16 protein-coding genes are annotated in these 19,583 nt (G+C 64.7%); 12 read left to right on the top strand and 4 right to left on the bottom strand.

Annotated elements, in window-relative coordinates; translation table 11 throughout:
• Positions 1 to 17: 17 nt before the first annotated feature.
• Positions 18 to 1,211 (top strand): porin, encoded by a 1,194-nt coding sequence (locus tag AC3FKH_RS08020; RefSeq protein ID WP_488674440.1) that lies wholly within the window; start codon positions 18 to 20, stop codon positions 1,209 to 1,211.
• Positions 1,212 to 1,458: 247 nt separating this feature from the next.
• Here AC3FKH_RS08020 and AC3FKH_RS08015 read toward each other — a convergent pair whose 3' ends face one another.
• Positions 1,459 to 1,644 carry a hypothetical protein gene (locus tag AC3FKH_RS08015; protein WP_483733850.1) on the bottom strand — a complete coding sequence of 62 codons (186 nt, stop codon included), beginning with the start codon at positions 1,642 to 1,644 and terminating at the stop codon, positions 1,459 to 1,461.
• Positions 1,645 to 1,898: 254 nt separating this feature from the next.
• Between AC3FKH_RS08015 and yedA the strand changes: the two genes are divergently transcribed.
• Positions 1,899 to 2,777 (top strand): drug/metabolite exporter YedA, encoded by an 879-nt coding sequence (gene yedA, locus AC3FKH_RS08010; RefSeq protein WP_488674438.1) that lies wholly within the window; start codon positions 1,899 to 1,901, stop codon positions 2,775 to 2,777.
• Between the two features lie 15 nt (positions 2,778 to 2,792).
• Here yedA and AC3FKH_RS08005 read toward each other — a convergent pair whose 3' ends face one another.
• The 3 genes from AC3FKH_RS08005 to AC3FKH_RS07995 all read right to left on the bottom strand — a co-directional run bounded on the left by AC3FKH_RS08005 (position 2,793) and on the right by AC3FKH_RS07995 (position 6,068).
• Positions 2,793 to 3,488 carry a GntR family transcriptional regulator gene (locus AC3FKH_RS08005; RefSeq protein WP_483713854.1) on the bottom strand — a complete coding sequence of 232 codons (696 nt, stop codon included), beginning with the start codon at positions 3,486 to 3,488 and terminating at the stop codon, positions 2,793 to 2,795.
• Between the two features lie 94 nt (positions 3,489 to 3,582).
• On the bottom strand, positions 3,583 to 5,205 hold the full coding sequence (locus AC3FKH_RS08000; RefSeq protein ID WP_488674435.1) for an OpgD/OpgG family glucan biosynthesis protein: 1,623 nt from the start codon (positions 5,203 to 5,205) through the stop codon (positions 3,583 to 3,585).
• A 107-nt stretch (positions 5,206 to 5,312) separates the two neighbouring features.
• A complete protein-coding gene (locus tag AC3FKH_RS07995) occupies positions 5,313 to 6,068 on the bottom strand; it encodes a TerC family protein (RefSeq protein WP_488674433.1) in 756 nt (251 codons plus the stop codon).
• A 185-nt stretch (positions 6,069 to 6,253) separates the two neighbouring features.
• Here AC3FKH_RS07995 and AC3FKH_RS07990 point away from each other — a divergent pair, with 185 nt between their 5' ends.
• From AC3FKH_RS07990 to AC3FKH_RS07945, 10 genes are all read left to right on the top strand, one after another.
• The gene (locus AC3FKH_RS07990) at positions 6,254 to 7,231 is read left to right on the top strand and encodes a 2-dehydropantoate 2-reductase (RefSeq protein WP_488674431.1); all 978 of its coding nucleotides are present in this window, start codon (positions 6,254 to 6,256) and stop codon (positions 7,229 to 7,231) included.
• A 287-nt stretch (positions 7,232 to 7,518) separates the two neighbouring features.
• Entirely contained in the window at positions 7,519 to 8,238 is a 720-nt protein-coding gene (locus AC3FKH_RS07985) for a GntR family transcriptional regulator (RefSeq protein ID WP_488674429.1), read from the top strand.
• 369 nt (positions 8,239 to 8,607) lie between these two features.
• Positions 8,608 to 9,840 (top strand): formyl-CoA transferase, encoded by a 1,233-nt coding sequence (gene frc, locus AC3FKH_RS07980; protein ID WP_488674428.1) that lies wholly within the window; start codon positions 8,608 to 8,610, stop codon positions 9,838 to 9,840.
• An 81-nt stretch (positions 9,841 to 9,921) separates the two neighbouring features.
• Positions 9,922 to 10,704, top strand: coding sequence for a fumarylacetoacetate hydrolase family protein (locus AC3FKH_RS07975; protein WP_488674427.1), 783 nt, complete (start codon positions 9,922 to 9,924; stop codon positions 10,702 to 10,704).
• Positions 10,705 to 10,739: 35 nt separating this feature from the next.
• A complete protein-coding gene (locus AC3FKH_RS07970) occupies positions 10,740 to 12,296 on the top strand; it encodes a Re/Si-specific NAD(P)(+) transhydrogenase subunit alpha (protein ID WP_488674425.1) in 1,557 nt (518 codons plus the stop codon).
• Between the two features lie 10 nt (positions 12,297 to 12,306).
• Positions 12,307 to 13,704, top strand: a complete 1,398-nt coding sequence (gene pntB / locus AC3FKH_RS07965) for a Re/Si-specific NAD(P)(+) transhydrogenase subunit beta (protein ID WP_488674423.1) — start codon at positions 12,307 to 12,309, stop codon at positions 13,702 to 13,704.
• Between the two features lie 285 nt (positions 13,705 to 13,989).
• Positions 13,990 to 15,327 carry an oxalate/formate MFS antiporter gene (oxlT, locus tag AC3FKH_RS07960; RefSeq protein WP_488674421.1) on the top strand — a complete coding sequence of 446 codons (1,338 nt, stop codon included), beginning with the start codon at positions 13,990 to 13,992 and terminating at the stop codon, positions 15,325 to 15,327.
• 560 nt (positions 15,328 to 15,887) lie between these two features.
• Positions 15,888 to 17,621, top strand: a complete 1,734-nt coding sequence (oxc, locus tag AC3FKH_RS07955; protein ID WP_488674420.1) for an oxalyl-CoA decarboxylase — start codon at positions 15,888 to 15,890, stop codon at positions 17,619 to 17,621.
• A 58-nt stretch (positions 17,622 to 17,679) separates the two neighbouring features.
• Entirely contained in the window at positions 17,680 to 18,930 is a 1,251-nt protein-coding gene (gene frc, locus AC3FKH_RS07950; protein ID WP_488674418.1) for a formyl-CoA transferase, read from the top strand.
• Positions 18,931 to 19,096: 166 nt separating this feature from the next.
• Positions 19,097 to 19,534 (top strand): PAS domain-containing protein, encoded by a 438-nt coding sequence (locus AC3FKH_RS07945; RefSeq protein ID WP_488674416.1) that lies wholly within the window; start codon positions 19,097 to 19,099, stop codon positions 19,532 to 19,534.
• The last annotated feature ends 49 nt before the right edge of the window (positions 19,535 to 19,583 follow it).

Genomic DNA, 19,583 nt, shown 5'->3' with positions numbered 1-19,583 from the left:
TAAGGAAATCTGAAATCATGAGTTCAAGCCTGAAAAGGACCGGCATCGCGGTGGCCTGCGGCGCAGCCCTTGCCGGATCGGCGCTGTCCAGCACGCCGGCGCTCGCGCAAAGCAACGTCATCCTGTACGGCGTACTGGATGCGCCCATCGAATATGTGAGCAAGATGGGCAGCAGCCCGCCGACGCTCAACAACGGCCAGGTCACCTACCAGCAAGGCGGAAGCCGGTTCGCCATGGGATCGATCGGTGGACTGGCCGGCCCGCGCTGGGGCTTGCGCGGGACGGAAGACCTGGGCGGCGGCAAGCGCGCGATCTTCGTGCTGGAGAGTGGATTCGGGGTGGATACCGGCATGTCCGGCAACGGCGGACGCCTGTTCGGACGACAGGCCTATGTCGGCCTGCAATCCGACGCCGGGCAGGTCATGCTCGGCCGCCAGTACACGCCGCTGTTTGAAACCATGGCCAACTTCGCGCCGCTGCGCTATGCAAGCCTTTATGAGCCGGTCGGGGCGCTGACGGGTCTGGACAATCGCTCGGACAACACGGTCAAGTATTCCGGCACCTTCGGCGGCCTGACCGCCATGGCCCACTACTCCTTTGGCACGGGTGTCGGCCTGACCGGCATGACGCCGCTGGCCGGCGCCGGCGCAGGCGAAGTACCGGGCCACGGCCGCGACAACACCGGCTTTGGCGCCGGGGTTTCCTATTTCTCGAATGGGTTTGGCGCCGCGCTGGCCTATGACGAATGGCATCCGGCCATTACCGCGGGCAATGCGGGCAAGCAGCGCAAGCTCGCTGGCGCACTGCGCTACAACCTCGGGAACGCCAGCGTGATGGGCGGGTATCGCTGGGGCTCCACACAGTTTGCCGACGGCTCGACGCTGTCGCGCGACGATTTCTGGTGGGCGGGCGCGAACTATCAGCTGACATCGGCACTCGGCCTGCAGCTCGGCTACTACTACTGGAACCTCAAATCGGTGCGCCTGGCCCAGACGGCCGCGGCCACCACCCCGGCCAGCCCGTGGGAGGTGGCGTTCGTTGCCGACTACGCGTTCTCGAAGCGGACCGACGTCTACCTGACGACCGCGTACGCGCGCAACGCGGGTCTGAATTTCGATACGTCGAATACCGGCTTTGCCACCGGCTACTTCCCCACGCCGGGGCAGCGCAGCATGGTGGGCGTGGCGGTTGGCATTCGCCAGATCTTCTGAGGATCGGCTGTCCTCGGTGCCGGTGAGACCACCCGCCCATCCCACGGTGTCCGAGTGCTCCCGACGCTGCAGCAGTCGTTGCGACAAGCCTGTCAGTGCGTTCCACCCGCTGCTTTGTGGATCGTTGCGAGTCGCCCCACTCACCGTGCAGAAACGGAAAAGCCGGCGTTGCTAACCCCTGCGGGCCGCACTTGCCGGCTTCATTTGGCCTCGCTCGCGAGACCGGTACATCCTGGGAGCGTTTGGCTCAACCGTTTGCGTAGCTTACCTTGGCCTTGCGGGCTTGCGTCTGCAGACGGGTCAGCACGGTTTGCACAAAGGCAATGGCGCGCTTCACGTCGTTCGAAATGCCCAGGCCACGGTAGCCCAGTTCGCGCTCGATCAGGTCGCGTTCCAGTTGATCGGTCAGCTTGATATCGGATTGGGTGTTCATGACGTCCTTCCTTACAGGGATTACCCTCATGGGGTTTTCCCTGATTGTAGCAAAGGATTGTCGCATTGCAGCATTACGTAAAACTACGTATGCGAGAAAAGCAACGTGTGATGTGGAAGCTTTCCGGCATGTGGCGCTCAGGCGCCACGGTTGTTTTGTGAAACAGACTCACAAGCCTTGCCAGACCTTTTCGTTTTGCGCCGGCGTGGCGCGAGCGTATCTTTGAAGCCTCCCTCGCGGTTCTTCCGGACACCATGCCCCCGCTCGTCCTGTGCTGCCTGCTGATCACCTACGTGGTTTGGGGCACGACCTATCTTGCGATCCGCTTCACGCTGGAGAGCTTTCCGCCGTTGCTGATGACCGCCTCGCGCTTCCTGTGCGCGGGCCTTTTGCTGACTGCATGGCTGGCATGGCGGCGTACGCCGATGCCCGCCTGGCGCCAACTTCGTAACTGTGCGCTGCCGGCGATCTTCCTGCTGGTGGGCGGCATGGGCCTGACCGCCGTTGCCGAACAGACGATTTCATCCGGGGCCACCACCGTCATGATCGGGTCGATGCCCATCTTCGGACTGTTCTGGAGCGCGTGCTTCGGCACGCGGCCACGCTGGTATGAGGGGCTGGCGATTGTCATCGGCAGCGCTGGCATCCTGATCCTGACCGGTGGCGCGGAATTCCGCGTAAGCACCACGGGCGTGGTGGCGCTGCTGCTGGCCGTGGCCAGCTGGTCGTTCGGCTCGCAGCTTGCGCGCCGGCTGGAATTGCCGGACGGGGCGGCCGCCTTCGCCGCGGAGATGCTGATCGGCGGCGTCATCCTGATGGCCCTGTCGGTGCTGAGGCAGGAACCGTGGCCGGCATCGGTCAGCGCACAGGCGTGGTGGGCCTTTGGCTATCTGGTGGTAATGGGTTCGCTGGTGGCGTTTTCCGCCTACATGTACCTGGTCACGAACGTGAGCCAGACGCTGGCGACCAGCTATGTCTACGTCAATCCGCCCGTGGCACTGGCCGTCGGTGCCTGGCTGGGCGGGGAACAGATTGCCCCGCAGACGTTCGGTGCGATCGCGCTGATCCTGTCTGCGCTGGCTGTGCTGGGTGTCGGCAGCATGCGCGCCGCCCGTGCCGAAGCGGCGGCCTGAGCCGCGCCGATCCGGTCAGAGCGAGGACGATTGCTCTTCGATCCAGAGTGACAGGCGTACCTTGTACGCCTGCTGGATATGGCGGCGCGTGATCTGCTCGGCGAGCGCGGGGTCGCGCTTTTCCAGGGCTTCGACCAGCGCCAGGTGTTCTTCGTAGGAAACGCGGGCCCGTCCCGGCACCGCGAGCGTGGTGCGGCCGAGCAGCGCCATCGATTCGTGCAGCGAGCGCAGCGTCTTGAGCAGGTAGCGGTTGTGGGCGCAGCGATGCAGGGTTTCGTGGAACAGCCGGTTGTTGCCGGCCAGGCGGTCGGGGTCGTCGGCCATCGACAGGTCGCGCTCGACAATATCGCGCAGCAGCGAGATCTCGACGTCCGTGGCGTGGCGGGCGGCCAGCGCGGCCGCGGTGCCTTCCAGCACTTCGCGCATGACATAGAGCTCGCTGACCATGCTGGCATCGAGCTGCGTGACCATCATGCCGCGATTGGGCTCGTTGACGACCAGGCCTTCGGATTCCAGCCGCGACAGCGCTTCGCGTACCGGCGTGCGCGAGAGACCCAGCGATTCGGCCAGTTCCACCTCGCGCAGGCGCGTACCCGGGGACAGCTGTCCGGCCTGGATGGCCGCACGCAATTGCTGGTAGGCGCGCTCGGAACGCGGCAGCGACGAAGCCTGGCCGGCATCGGCGCCGCCGGAAAATTCGGTGGAGATCATGTGAAGCTGGCTGATGGATCCGTGTAAGCGGTCATCATACCCGCTCGCAAGCCGCTGACATCACTGCGACGCAATAGTGTGCACCGCGGGCGTGTCAGGCGCCGTAGCCCGTCGGCGACTGGAACGGGTGGTACTGATAAAGCCAGGTTTCCGACAGCGGCTTGCCGCCCAGCCGCAGGAACAGGCGCAGGTCGACCGGCTCCTTGCCGTCGGCGGCCAGGTCGAACTGCGCACGCCAGTGGCCCGCCACGCCATTCGGCACGGCTTCCGTGAAGACATAGGAGAACTTGCCGCGCGATGCGCTCAGTACCGCTTCCGGCTTGACGCCGAACGGCAGCTTTTCCAGCGGGGCGCCCTTGAACTCCACCATGAACTTGCGCACGCCCTGCGGGCGCGGCTGCCCGGGCTGCCCGCCGTTGCCCATGCGCGTGGCCACGCAGCGCGCGAGCGGACTCGGGAATGGTTCGTCGGCGAGCCAGTGCAGGCGGTAGCGCAGGCGGTAGGTAGTGCCCGCGCGCGCCGGTGCTTTCGGCACCCACATGGCCACGATGTTGTCGTGAATCTCGTCGTCGGTGCGCAGTTCAACCAGCTGCACCGCCCCGGCGCCCCAGCCGTCGCGCGGCTCGACCCACAGGCTGGGTCGGCGTTCGTAATTGACGCCGTCCTGGTAGTGGTCGAACTGGCGGTCGCGCTGCAGCAGGCCGAAGCCGCGCGGGTTGTCGTCGGCGAACGCCGATGCCATGGTCTGCGGCGGGTTGTTGAGCGGTCGCCAGATATGCTCGCCGGCGCCGTTCCAGAGGGCCAGGCCGTCGGAATCATGGACTTCCGGGCGCCAGTCGACCGCGGTGCCCTTCATGGTCTCGGAGAACCAGTACATCGAGGTGAGCGGTGCCAGGCCGAGGCGCGCCACATCCTTGCGCAGGAACAGCGCGCATTCCACGTCCATCACCACGGCCTTGCCGCGCTGCATGACGAAGCGGTAGGCGCCGGCGATGCTCGGTCCGTCGAGCAAGGCGTAGACCGTCACGGTGTCGCTCTTGCCTTCGGGCGTCTCGAAATAGAAATGGGTGAAGTTCGGGAATTCCTCGGCCTTGCCCGCCTCGGCCACGTCGATGGCGATGCCGCGCGCGGACAGGCCGTACTGGTACAGTTCGCCGATCGCCCGGAAATACGACGCGCCCAGGAAGGCGACCCAGTCGTTCTTTTTCCAGTCCCTCGCTTTCTGGTCGCCCAGGCGGCTTTCCTGGAAGCGGAACCCTGCGAAGCCGCTGCCGCGCGGCAGCTTGTGTGCGGGGCTGTCGGCGGGCATGTCGAAGTAGCTTTCCTCGTAGACGATCTCGCGCGCATTGCCCTTGCCCTCGCGGCCGCGGTCGATCACATGCATGCGGACCGGCGTGCGGAAGTAGGTGCCCAGGTGGAAGAACGTCACCGGGAACTGGCCGGGGCCGTCGGCGAACAGCGCGTTCTCCGGACGGAAGCGGATCTTGCCGTGGGCGTCATAGTCGATCCGGTCGAGCACCTCGGGCGGGGGCGCGGGCGGCGCCGCGTAGGGCTTGCCGGCCAGCGCGCGGGCCTGGTCGATGAGGGCGTCGAAGCTGAACGGGCGCGGGTCGCCCAGCTTGATCCCGCTGGCGGCCAACGCCGACGGAGTGATGCCCAGTGCGGCCAGGGCAGCGGAGGCGGTGGCGGAAACCAGCAGGGTGCGGCGATTCATCATGTGGCGTCGGCGTCCTTTTTTTGTCTTGCGTCAGTGCAGAACTGTAAGAGACGCCCCGGTCCGGCGAAAGTTCGGACACCGACTGTTACAGCGAGGGAGCGACTCAGTCACTCGCCGGCGCGGACCCTGCGTTGCGCCCGCCGCTTCCGCGAGATCATGTTCAGCCCCTCCACCGCGGCCGAGAACACCATCGCCGTATAGATATAGCCCTTGGGCACATGGGTGCCGAGGCCTTCGGCGATCAGCGTCATGCCGATCATCATCAGGAACGCCAGCGCCAGCATCACGATGGTCGGGTTGCGGTTGATGAAGTTGGCGAGCGGCGTGGCGGCAAACAACATCGCGGTGACGGCCGCAATCACGGCGATGAACATGATCTCGACGTGTTCGGTCATGCCGACGGCGGTGATGATGCTGTCGATCGAGAACACCAGGTCCAGCACCAGGATCTGCCCGATGGCGCTGGCGAAGCTCTGGGTCGCGCTGGCCTTGCCAGTGTCGTCGCCGCCCTCGGGCTCGCCCGCGACGTGATGGTGGATTTCACGCGTGGCCTTCCAGACGAGAAACGCGCCGCCGGCGATCAGGATCAGGCCGCGCCAGGAAATGCCGCGCCCCAGCACGGTGAAGAGCGGCTCGGTCAGCGTAACGATCACGGCAATCGTCGCCAGCAGTGCCAGGCGCAGGATCAGGGCCAGGCCAATGCCAACGCGCCGCGCCTTCTCCCGCATGGTTTCCGGCAGCTTGTTGGTGAGGATGGAGATGAAGATCAGGTTGTCGATGCCCAGCACGATCTCCATCGCAACCAGCGTGGCCAGCGCAGCCCAGGCGGCGGGATCCTGCAGCAATGCAAGGGACGATTCCATGGGAGCTCCAGTCGAGTGTAGGAGGGCCCTTGCCGCTGGCCCGCAAGCGCAGTGTCGTAGACATGGTAGCAAGTGCTTGTGACGACGGAAAACTCGAACATGAAGATTAGGGTTGTCGTCTGCCTTTGTGGAATATAGTATGTGATATATCAACGAATACTATCGAGCCATCAAGGAGACAGGCAATGAAAGTGTGCATCTATGGGGCAGGGGCCATCGGTGGCTATGTCGGCGCTCAGCTGGCGCGCGCCGGGGCGGAGGTCAGTTTCGTCGCGCGCGGCCCGCACCTGGCCGCCATGCAGTCCAACGGCGTGCGGCTGCTGATCGACGGCGAGGAGCGCGTGGCCAAGGTGAACTGCACCAGCGACCCGCGCGAACTCGGGCCGCAGGATTATGTGTTCATCACCCTCAAGGCGCATTCGGTGCCCGGCGTGGTGGACCTGATCCAGCCGCTGCTGGGCCCGCAGACTGCGATCGTCACGGGCGTCAATGGCATTCCGTACTGGTACTTCTACAAGCATGGCGGCCAGCTGGCCGGCTCGACGCTGGAAAGCGTGGACCCGGGCGGCCGGCAATGGCGTGGTTTCGGACCCGAGCGCGCGATCGGCTGCGTGGTCTATCCCGCCGCCGAAATCATCGAGCCCGGCGTGATCAAGCACGTGTATGGCAAGAAATTTCCGCTGGGCGAGCCGGACGGCAGCCAGTCCGAGCGCGTGACGCGACTCAGCCAGATGATGATGGCCGCCGACCTGGATGCGCCGGTGCGCGACAACATTCGCGACGAGATCTGGCTCAAGCTGTGGGGCAACCTGTGCTTCAACCCGATCAGCGCGCTGACCCACGCTACGCTCGACGTGATCACCGCCAATCCCGCCACGCGTGCGCTGTCCCGCCAGATGATGCTGGAGGCCCAGAGCATTGCCGAGTCCTTCGGCGTGAAGTTCCGCGTCGACGTGGAACGGCGCATCAACGGCGCGGGCGCGGTAGGGGCGCACAAGACGTCGATGCTGCAGGACCTGGAAGCGGGCCGGGCGATGGAAATCGATCCGCTGCTGACGGTGGTGCAGGAGATGGGCCGGCTGGTCGAACATCCCACGCCGATGTGCGACGCCGTTCTCGGTTTGATCAAGCAGCGCGACGAGATGGCGCGACTGGCGGCCTGATCAGCCACTGCGCCACGCCGCCCGGCACATATTCGTATGGTCCGGGCGGCGCGTTTCGTCATGGCATCGCGGCAAAAGTCACGTTTTCTTGGCTTCGCCGCCGGGAAGGGATAGCCATTGTGATATACCATATACGACAGACCGGGCACCGCGCGGACGCCGCCATCGAACCCCATCGGGGTTTGATGCGATTCGAGAATGACTCCAGGCGATTTTGCTAAGCTGTGCAGGAATGCGGCGGGCTGCCATTGTGGCTGCCGCGCCACCGGTCTCACACGAGCTTATTCATGTCTGCGCAAAGCCAACCGATTGTCCCGCCGCCCGCACTGGCCCTGTCCGTGCAACCCATCAACGCCGGCGCCAGCCTGCGCGACCAGGCCTACGCCATGCTGCGCCAGGCCATTGCCGACGCGGATATCTATCAGTCGCGCGATGAGATCCGGCTGGATGAGCGCGTACTGAGCGAGGCCATGGGCGTGAGCCGCACGCCGATCCGCGAGGCCATGACGCTGCTCGAGCAGGAGGGCTTCCTGCGCACCGTGCCCCGGCGCGGCATCTACATCATGCGCAAGACCAAGCGCGAGATCGTCGAGATGATCCAGATGTGGGCGGCGCTGGAAAGCATGGCGGCGCGTCTTGCCACGCTGAATGCCACCGATGCCGAGATCGCCCAGTTGCGGCGCATGTTCGACAGCTTCCGCGATTCGACGCCGGCCGAGCACATCGAAGAGTACTCGGACGCCAATATCGTGTTCCACCAGGCGATCGTGCAACTGTCGAGGTCGCAGATCATCATGGACACGATCCGCAATATCTTCATCCATGTGCGGGCCATCCGGAAAATGACCATTTCGCAGAGCGACCGGGCCGCGCGCTCGATCGTCGATCACCTGCGCATCATCGAGGCACTTGAAAAGCGCGATACCGAGCTGGCCGAGCGGCTGGTGCGGCAGCACTCGCTGGACCTGGCCGACTACGTCGAGAAGCACTGCGATTTCCTCGACTGAGCTGCCGCAACAGGGCAGCGGCCAAGCTATCGGAACGGCGGACTTTGTCCGCCGTTCTTGCATTCTGGGTTTCTCGACGCCTTAAATTCTGGTATGTAATATATCAGTGCATCTGACGCAACATCCACTGAATAGTTGGCGACGTTCCTCGCCCTGATTCCGGCTTGCCCCCGCCAGCTCAGGCCCGATAAGGGCTGGCGCCGAAGCGCAGGGCCCACGGGTGCCGTTGGTTTTGCTGCATTGCAGCGACGAAAGTTCGCCGTCCGACAGGAAAACTACTTGCTGTCTTCTGATATATCACATACCGTATGTCATCAGGACGGGTCGAAATGACCGGCACAAGTTAAACAAAGCAGAGGAGACATCGCCATGGAACGAAAAGCACTGGAGGGCATCCGGATCCTGGACATGACGCACGTCCAGGCCGGCCCATCGGCCACCCAACTGATGGCCTGGATGGGCGCCGACGTGATCAAGGTGGAAATGCCGGGGCGCGGAGACATCACCCGCAGCCAGCTGCGCGACGTGCCGAACGCCGACAGCCTGTACTTCACCATGCTCAACAGCAACAAGCGCAGCCTGACGCTGAACATGAAGACGGCGGAAGGCAAGGCGTTGCTCGAAGACCTGGTCCAGCGCAGCGACGTGCTGATCGAGAATTTCGGTCCCGGCGTGCTGGCGCGCGCGGGCTTCGACTGGGACCACCTGCAGGACCTGAATCCGCGCCTGATCTATGCGTCGATCAAGGGCTTCGGCCCCGGCCCGTACCAGGACTGCAAGGCGTATGAGAACGTGGCGCAATGCATGGGCGGTTCGGCCTCTACCACCGGCGACGCCGCCGGCGTGCCGACGGTCACCGGCGCCCAGATCGGCGATTCGGGCACCGGCGTGCACTGCGTGGTCGGCATCCTGGCCGCGCTGCTGCAGCGCGAGCATTCCGGGCGCGGCCAGCGCGTGGAAGTCGCCATGCAGGATGCCGTGCTGAACCTGTGCCGCGTGAAGCTGCGCGACCAGCAACGGCTCGATGCCGGCCCGCTGCGCGAGTACCCCAACGAACAGTTCGACGATCACGTGCCGCGCGCGGGCAATGCATCGGGCGGTGGCCAGCCGGGCGCCGCGCTGCGCTGCTCGCCGGGCGGCCCCAACGACTACGTCTACGTCATCATCCAGCCGCAGGGCTGGGAGCCGCTGATGCGCCTGTGCGGGCGCGAGGACCTGATCACCGATCCGGAGTTCGCCTCGCCGGAGGTCCGCCTGAAGAAGCTGGGGCAGTGCTTCGGCATCATCGAGCAGTGGACCTCGAGCCTGACCAAGTTCGAAGTGATGAACGCGCTCAACGAAGTCGATGTGCCGTGCGGCCCGATCCTGTCGATGAAGGACCTGATCGAGGACCAGTCGATGTACGAGCGCGGCTACCTGGTGGAGCTGGAGCACCCGACGCGCGGCAAGTACGTGCAGCTGGGCTCGCCGATCGCGCTGTCCGACTCCCCAGTGAAGGTCGAGCGTGCCCCGCTGCTGGGCGAGCACACCGAGGAAATCCTGGAGTGGCTGGGCCGCACGCCGGCCCAGATCGCTGCGATGAAGCTGGCCGGCGCCGTCTGAGCGCCCGACAGTCCCTCTCTCCCCCTGTTTCCCACACCGAGCGGGCATGCCTGACGCCTGCCCGCCGGAGGAGTTCGTGCTGTGCAATCCTGGATTCGTTTCCGCCGTGCAGACGGCAGTGTCGGCCACGGCCGCACCGAAGGTGCCGATGGCGACCGCGTCATTGAATACGATGGCCCCGGTTATGCCGATCCTCAACCCACCGGCGCCATCCACAAGCTTGGCGAGCTGCACCTGTTCGCGCCCTGCGAGCCGGGCAAGGTCGTGGCGCTGTGGAACAACTTCCACGCGCTGGCGCGCAAGCTGGAAAAGCCCGTGCCGATGCACCCGCTGTTCCTGATCAAGCCGGGCACTTCACTGGCCGGCCCCGGCGATGCCGTGGAGCGCCCGCGCAGCTATGACGGCAAGATCGTCTACGAGGGCGAGCTTGGCATCGTGATCGGCAAGAAGGCGCGCAATGTGTCGGTGGCCGAGGCGGCGTCGCACATCTTCGGCTACACCGTGGTCAATGACGTGACCGCCGCCGAGCTGATCGCCGCCGATCCCAATTTCCCGCAGTGGACGCGTGCCAAGGGCTTCGACACCTTCGGCTGTATCGGCCCGGCCATCGTGCCCGGCTTCAACTGGCGCGCCGCCAGCGTGAAGACGCGGCTCGATGGCGTGGAGCGGCAGAACTACCCGCTCTCGGACATGATCTTTTCGCCCGAGGAGCAGGTCAGCCGCATCTCGCAGGACCTGACGCTGATGCCGGGCGATGTGATCGCCGTGGGCACATCGCTGGGCGTGGGTTCGATGAAGGACGGCGCAGTGGTCGAGGTGAGCATCGAAGGCATCGGCTCGCTGGTGAATCACGTGCGCGGGTAATTGCCCAACAGCGCCCAACAATCAAAGGGAAAGCCATGCCAATGACAATTGGTGTCCCCCGGGAGGTCCATCCCGGGGAGCGGCGCGTTGCCGCGACGCCCGATTCGGTCAGGGAATTGACCAAGCTCGGTTATGAGGTGGCAGTGGAATCCGGCGCCGGCCAGCAGGCGTCGTTTTCGGACGATGCCTACCGGGCCGCCGGCGCGGCCATCGTGGATGCCGCCAGCCTGTGGGCATCGGTCGATGTCATGATCAAGGTGCGCCCGCCCCAGGTACATCCGGGCCTGGGCGTGGAAGAAGCGGCACTGCTCAAGAAGCACGCCACGCTGATCAGCTTCGTCTGGCCCGCGCAGCAGATGGCGCTGCTCGAACGGCTGTCGCAACGCGGCGCCACGGTGCTCGCGATGGACTGCGTGCCGCGCATCTCGCGTGCGCAGAAGCTGGACGCGCTCAGCTCGATGGCCAATATGGCGGGCTATCGCGCGGTGATCGAAGCCGCGCATGCTTTCGGCCGCCCCTTTGCCGGGCAGATTACGGCAGCGGGCAAGATCCCGCCCGCCCGCGTGCTGGTAATCGGCGCCGGTGTGGCAGGCCTGGCCGCCATCGGCGCGGCGCGCAGCCTGGGTGCCGTCGTGCGTGCGTTCGACACGCGGCCCGTGGTGCGCCAGCAGATCGAAAGCCTCGGCGCCGAATTCCTGACGGTGGAAATCGAGGAAGACGGCAACGGCGGCGGCGGCTATGCCAAGGAGATGAGTCCGGCGTTCATCGAGGCCGAGATGAAGCTGTTCGCCGAACAGGCGCGCGAGGTGGACATCATCATCACCACCGCGCTGATCCCCGGCAAGCCCGCACCGCGCCTGCTCGAAGCCGACACGGTGGCGCTGATGCGTCCCGGCAGCGTGGTGGTGGACCTGGCCGCCGAGCAGGGCGGCAATTGCGTGCTGACCGTGCCCGGGGAGTCGGTGACGCACCAGGGCGTCACCATCGTCGGCTACACCGACCTGCCCAGCCGCATGGCGGCGCAGTCGAGCCAGCTCTACGCCACCAATATCCGGCACCTGCTGACGGAACTGACGCCTGGCAAGGATGGCCAGCTCGTGGTCGACATGGATGACGAGATGATCCGTGGCGCCACCGTGCTGCACCAGGGCGACGTGACGTGGCCGCCGCCACCGCTGAAGACCCTGCCGCCACCGGCGCCAGCGGCCGAGGCACCGGTACAGGCCGAGCCTGCCGAAGCACCCAGCCGCACCGGCTCGACGCTGATCGCACTGGCCATCGCCGTGATTGCGCTGCTCGGGCTCGGTGCCGTGGCACCACCAGCCTTCATGGCGCACTTCACGGTGTTCGTGCTGGCGATCTTCGTCGGCTACCAGGTCGTGTGGAACGTGACCGCCGCCCTGCATACGCCGCTGATGAGCGTGACCAACGCGATCAGCGGGATCATCGTGGTCGGCGCGCTGGTGCAACTCGGCAAGCCGACGCTCGCCACCGCCATCATCGCCGGCGCGGCGGTGCTGATCGCCACCATCAACATCGCGGGCGGCTTCCTGGTGACGCAGCGCATGCTGAAGATGTTCCAGCGCGACTGAGGAGACAGACATGCCTTCGGGAATCAGCAATATTGCTTACCTGGGCGCGAGCGCGCTCTTCATCCTCAGCCTGAGCGGGCTGAGCCATCCGGCCACCGCCAGGCGCGGCAACATGCTGGGCATCGCCGGCATGGCCATTGCCATCCTGACCACGGTGCTGGCAGGCAGCCCCGACGGGGTGCCCATCATCATCGGTGCGATGGTGCTCGGCGCAGGCGCCGGCGCGGTGCTGGCCCGGCGCGTCGAGATGACGCAGATGCCTGAGCTGGTGGCGGTGCTGCACAGCTTCGTCGGGCTGGCGGCGGTGCTGGTGGGCTACGCCAACTACCTCGATTCGCATGCGCTCACGGGCGCCGAGAAAGCGATCCACGAAGTGGAGACCTACCTCGGCATCCTGATCGGCGCGGTGACCTTCACTGGCTCGGTGATCGCTTTCCTCAAGCTGCGCGGCACGCTTGGCGGCAAGCCGACGCTGCTGCCGGGCCGCCACATGCTCAATGCGGTGGCGCTCGCCGCATGCGTGGTGCTGGGCTACCAGTTCATCAACGCGGGGTCGGCGCAGGACGGGCTGGTGCCGCTGGGCGTGATGACGGTGATCGCGCTGCTGGTGGGCGCGCACCTGGTCGCGGCGATCGGCGGTGCCGACATGCCGGTGGTGGTGTCGATGCTGAACAGCTATTCGGGCTGGGCCGCTGCGGCGACCGGCTTCATGCTCGGCAATGACCTGCTCATCATCACCGGCGCGCTGGTGGGGTCGAGCGGCGCCATCCTCAGCTACATCATGTGCAAGGCCATGAACCGCAAGTTCCTGTCGGTGATCCTGGGCGGGTTCGGCGCGACGCAGGCCAAGGGCACGGCGACGGAGCAGGGCGAAGTGCTGCCGGTCTCCAGCGACGAAGTCAGCGCACTGCTGAAGGACGCGAACGAGGTCATCATCGTTCCCGGCTACGGCATGGCGGTGGCGCAGGCACAGGGCACCATCAGCGAGATCGCGCGGCGGCTCAAGGCGCAAGGTGTCAATGTGCGCTTCGGCATCCACCCGGTGGCCGGCCGCCTGCCCGGGCACATGAACGTGCTGCTGGCGGAGGCGCGCGTGCCCTATGACATCGTGCTCGAAATGGAGGAGATCAACGAGGACTTCGAGCACGCCGATGTCGTCCTGGTGGTCGGCGCCAACGATATCGTTAACCCGGGGGCGCTCGAAGACCCCGCCAGTCCCATCGCCGGCATGCCGGTGCTCGAAGTCTGGAAGGCGCGTACCGTGGTGGTCTCCAAGCGCAGCATGGCCGCGGGCTATGCGGGCGTGGACAACCCCTTGTTTTACAAGGAGAACACGCGGATGTGGTTTGGCGATGCCAAGGGCAGCGTGGACGCGCTGCTGCGCCAGCTCGAGGAAGTTCCGGCCTGATTTCGCGCGCCGCCGGCCGCCGTTGATGACGATCGCTTATGTATCAAAGCGCAGTCATGCGGCGGCCTGGCATGAAATTGATGCGAAATCTGCAATATATAAACGATCGTAAATACATACGATAAAAAAGTTTAAGCCTGACGAAATTAAGCATCGGGTAGCATCAATTCCGAGATTTACGTGCCGCAATGTCAGGCGCCGATCCAGTTGTGAACAAGGGCTCCGAAGTCAAGAGGCCCAAGCAGTCCCGACGAGGACGCAGAAAAAGCACCAGGAGACAGGTAGATGGCGCATCAAGAAGCGGTAGTCGCGTCCGGTGAAGGACGTGGCCTGCAGAACCGTTGGTTCCAACTGGCCGTAGGCGTGGTTTGCATGGGGCTGGTGGCAAACCTGCAGTATGGCTGGACTCTCTTCGTGTCACCGATGGACGCCAAGCATCACTGGGGCACGTCCGCAATCCAGGTGGCGTTTTCCATTTTCATCGTGACCGAAACCTGGCTGGTGCCGCTGGAAGGCTGGCTGGTGGACAAGTTCGGCCCGCGCCCGGTGGTGGCGGGCGGTGCGCTCTGCGCGGGGCTGGCGTGGGTCATGAATGCGTATGCGACGACGCTGCCGGAGTTGTACGCGGCCGCGGTGATCGCGGGCATTGGCGCCGGTGGCGTATATGGCACCTGCGTCGGCAACGCGCTGAAGTGGTTTCCGGACAAGCGTGGTCTGGCTGCGGGTCTCACGGCCGCAGGGTTTGGCGCGGGCGCGGCGATCACGGTGATTCCGATCGCGAACATGATCCATAGCGCGGGATACGAGAAAGCGTTCCTGTTCTTCGGCATCCTGCAGGGCGTTGCGATCTTCGCGCTGGCGCTGCTGCTGGTGAAGCCGAAGGCGCCGAAGGGTGCGGTGGCGGCGAAGGCCGTGCTGACCAACCCGGTGGAATTCACGCCGGGACAGATGGTCAAGACGCCGGTGTTCTGGCTGATCTATGTGAGCTTCGTGGCGGTGGCCGCGGGCGGCATCATGGCCACGGCGCAGCTGGGCCCGATCGCCAAGGACTTCGGCTTCGCCTCGATGCCGATCACGATGCTTGGCATGACGCTGCCGCTGCTGACCATGACGCTGTCGATCGACAACCTGTGCAACGGCTTCACCCGTCCGTTGTGCGGCTTCCTGTCGGACCGCTTCGGCCGCGAGAACACGATGTTCGTGATCTTTATCGGCGAGGGCCTGGCGCTGCTCGGGCTCATGCAGTTTGGCCAGAATCCCTATGCGTTCATGTTCTTCGCGGCACTGACGTTCCTGTTCTGGGGCGAGATCTTCTCGATCTTCCCGGCGCTGTGCGCGGATACGTTCGGCAGCAAGTTCGCGGCGGCTAACGCCGGCACCTTGTACACGGCGAAAGGCACGGCGGCGATGCTTGTGCCGCTGGCTTCCGTCCTGTCAGCGCACGGAGGCTGGGACGCGGTCTTCACGGTCGCGGCCGTGGTGACCATCGCGGCAGGCCTGTCGGCAAAGCTGGTGCTGGCGCCGATGCGCAAGCGGTTTATCACGGGCCATTCGGAAGCGCGCATGCCGGTGTCGGACATGCCCTTCCTTGCGAGCGCATCGGCCAGGCGCGGCGGGGATTGATCCGGGCATGACCGTACCTGTCGCGAGGTATTGATGTTTCCAGGAGGCCTGGCGCTTGCGCCAGGCCATCAGGCGCAAGCGCCTGGAGCAAGGCAGGCATGAGCCGTTGAGGACGTTGCAAGGCTTTTCGGAAGGCCTTAAAGCGTCTGAAAACGTGGTATGTAATATATCTAAACGATGTAACGCGCAATGCAGTCAGCATGCGAATTGAGAACCGGCATCTGTGCGAATGGCGAATGAATGGCACGGATTCAGGAGTTGTGCTGATTTAGGCGTAGATAGAATCAAATTTGCTGCGGTGCACCGACGAAAGTTGATCGCAGAGTAGGAAAATAGCTTGCCGTTCTCTGATATATCACATACCGTATGTCATCAAGACGGTTGATCGGACCGGCGGGGTTAAGGCAAGGGGACAGGCCCCACGCACCACCAAGACGCGTCCAACGAGGAGACCAGGTATGTCAGAAGGCGAAGCGAAGCGGTACAGGACCACCACCGCGCAAGACACCCTGAAATAAAAGAATTCCAACCCCAGTCAATTTGTATAGAAGGAAGCAACCATGGCAGAAGTCGGAAATGAGCTGCAGCGTCACGCCGCGGAAGAACATCAGGCACAAACCGATGGTTTTCATCTGGTCATCGACGCGCTCAAGCTGAACGGCATCGAAAACATCTACGGCCTGCCCGGCATTCCGGTCACCGATCTGGCGCGTCTGGCGCAGGCCAATGGCATGCGCGTCATCAGCTTCCGCCACGAGCAGAATGCAGGCAACGCCGCAGCGATTGCCGGCTTTATCTCGCAAAAGCCGGGCGTTTGCCTGACCGTGTCGGCCCCTGGCTTCCTGAACGGCCTGACGGCGCTGGCGCACGCCACCACCAACTGCTTCCCGATGATCCTGATCAGCGGCTCGAGCGAGCGCGAGATCGTCGATCTGCAGCAGGGTGACTACGAAGAGATGGACCAGCTGGCCATCGCGCGTCCGCACGCCAAGGCAGCCTTCCGCGTGCTGCACGCCGAAGACATTGGTGTCGGTATCGCCCGCGCCATTCGTGCCGCGGTCTCGGGCCGTCCGGGCGGTGTCTACCTTGACCTGCCCGCCAAGCTGCTGGGCCAGTCGCTGGACGCCGAGAAGGGCAAGAAGTCGCTGATCAAGGTCGTGGATCCGGCCCCGCGCCAACTGCCGGCACCGGACTCGATTGACCGTGCTGTCGCGCTGCTGAAGGGCGCAAAGCGTCCGCTGATCCTGCTGGGCAAGGGCGCCGCCTACGCCCGCGCCGACGAAGATATCCGCGCGCTGGTCGAGAAGACCGGCATTCCGTACCTGCCGATGTCGATGGCCAAGGGCCTGCTGCCCGACACGCACCCGCAATCGGCCTCGGCGGCACGCTCGTATGTACTGGCTGAAGCCGACGTGGTGCTGCTCGTGGGCGCCCGCCTGAACTGGCTGCTGGCGCACGGCAAGGGCAAGACCTGGGGCGGTCCGAAGCAGTTCATCCAGATCGACATCTCGCCGACCGAGATGGACAGCAACGTCGCCATCGCCGCGCCGGTGGTGGGTGACATCGGTTCGTGCGTCGCCGCCATCCTCGGCAAGGTCGGCAACGACTTCGCCAAGCCGCCTGCCGAATGGCTGAACGCCGTGTACGAGCGCAAGGACAAGAACCTGGCGAAGATGGGCGAGATGCTGAACAAGGAAGTCTCGCCGATGAACTTCCACACCGCGCTGCGCGTGCTGAAGGACGTCATCAAGGCCAATCCCAGCATCTCGTTCGTCAACGAAGGCGCCAACACGCTGGACTACGCCCGTGCCGTGATCGACATGTACGAGCCGCGCAAGCGCCTGGACGTCGGCACCTGGGGCGTGATGGGCGTGGGCATGGGCTACGCGGTCGCAGCGGCGGTCGAAACCAGGAAGCCGGTGCTGGCCCTGTGCGGTGACAGCGCGTTCGGTTTCTCGGGCATGGAAGTCGAGACCATCTGCCGCTACAACCTGCCGGTCTGCATCGTCATCTTCAACAACAACGGCATCTACAAGGGCATCGACAAGAACCCGACCGGCGGCGCGGATCCCGCTGTCACGACGTTCGTCCCGGGCGCGCGCTACGACAAGATGATGGAAGCATTCGGCGGTGTCGGCGCCAACGTCACCACGACGGCGGAACTCGAAGCCGCGGTGAACGAAGCCCTGCGCTCGGGCAAGCCCACGCTGGTCAACGCCGTCATCGACCCGTCGGCAGGCACCGAAAGCGGCCGCCTGACCAATCTGAATCCGCAAAGCTCGGCGAAGAAGTAATCCACCCCCACCCGAATCCACCCGAATTTCATCCTTCTTATCCAATAGGAGAACGAAAATGAGCCTCCCACTGAAAGGTATCAAGATCATCGACTTCACGCACGTCCAGGCCGGCCCCGCCTGCACGCAGCTGCTCGCCTGGTTCGGCGCGGACGTGATCAAGGTGGAGCGTCCTGGTTCGGGCGATGTCACGCGCACGCAGCTGCGCGATATCCCCGATGTCGATGCGCTGTACTTCACCATGCTCAACAGCAACAAGCGTTCGCTCACGCTGGATACGAAGAAACCCGACGGCAAGAAGATCCTGGAACAGCTGATCCGCGAATCGGATGTGCTGGTCGAGAACTTCGGCCCCGGCGCGCTCGATCGCATGGGCTTCTCGTGGGAACGCATCAACGAACTGAACCCGAAGATGATCGTGGCGTCGGTCAAGGGCTTCAGCGACGGCCACCACTATGAAGACCTGAAGGTCTACGAGAACGTGGCGCAGTGCGCCGGCGGCGCCGCGTCGACCACCGGCTTCTGGGACGGTCCCCCGACCGTGTCGGCCGCCGCGCTGGGCGATTCGAACACCGGCATGCACCTGGCCATCGGTATCCTGACCGCCATCATCGGCCGCCAGCAGTCCGGCAAGGGCCAGAAGGTGGCCGTGTCGATGCAGGACGCCGTGCTGAACCTGTGCCGCGTGAAGCTGCGCGACCAGCAGCGCCTGGACCGCCTGGGCTTCCTGGAAGAGTATCCGCAGTACCCGCATGGCGAGTTCAGCGACGTGGTGCCCCGCGGCGGCAACGCCGGCGGTGGTGGCCAGCCGGGCTGGGTGCTGAAGTGCAAGGGCTGGGAGAACGACCCCAACGCGTATATCTACTTCACCATCCAGGGCCATGCCTGGGAGCCGATCTGCAAGGCGCTGGGCAAGCCGGAATGGATCAGCGATCCCAACTACGCCACGGCCAAGGCACGCCAGCCGCACATCTTCGATATCTTCAAGACCATCGAGGACTGGCTCGCGGACAAGACCAAGTACGAAGCGGTGGATATCCTGCGCAAGTTCGACATCCCTTGCTCGCCGGTCCTGTCGATGAAGGAAATCGCCGAGGATCCGTCGCTGCGCGCCAGCGGCTCGATCACCGAAGTGGAGCACAAGGAGCGCGGTACCTACCTGACCGTGGGCAGCCCGATCAAGTTCTCGGATCTCAAGCCGGAAATCACGGGCTCGCCGCTGCTGGGCGAGCACAGCGAAGAAGTGCTGGCAGGCCTCGGTTACGGCGCGGAAGACATCAAGCGCCTGCGCGAAAGCCAGGTGATCTGAGCCGGTTTGCCGATGCCTGAACGGGACTGAACGCCGGAGTGCCGCGCAAGCGGTCTCCGGCGTTTTTTACTGCAACGCGCAGCTGTGCCAAACTGTGTCGCGTCAGCTGCCGTAGTGCCGTCAATCCATACACCCTGCCGCAATGACCGGCAAAGAGGGGATCCCCATGCAAGCCAGCATCGACCACGAACAACTGGTGTCCGCCATCGGCGATGCCATCGTTATCTCCGACGCCAACGGCGCCATCACGCTCTGGAATCCGGCGGCCGAACGCATGTTCGGCTTCACGCAGGCCGAAGCCATGGGCCAGTCGCTGGACCTGATCATTCCGGAACGGCTGCGCGGCCGGCACTGGGAGGGCTATGACAAGACCATGGCCACCGGCATCACGCGCTATGGGCATGATCTGCTGAAAGTGCCGGCCGTCGACAAGAACGGCAAGGCCATGTCGATCGCTTTCACGGTGTCGCTGCTGCATGGGCCCGACGGAAAGATATCGGGCATCGTCGCTGTCATCCGTGACGAGACCGTGCGCTTCCAGGAAGAACGTGCCCTGCGCAAGAAGATTGCCGAACTCGAGGCTCAGGTGAAGACCGCGGCGTAGGCGCGCGCTGGCCGGCGTGCCTGCCGGCGGATTCCGCCTTGTGGAATGG

This window comes from Cupriavidus sp. 21MJTG02-4 (genome assembly GCF_057798975.1).
This window is presented reverse-complemented; position numbering and strand designations above follow the sequence as displayed.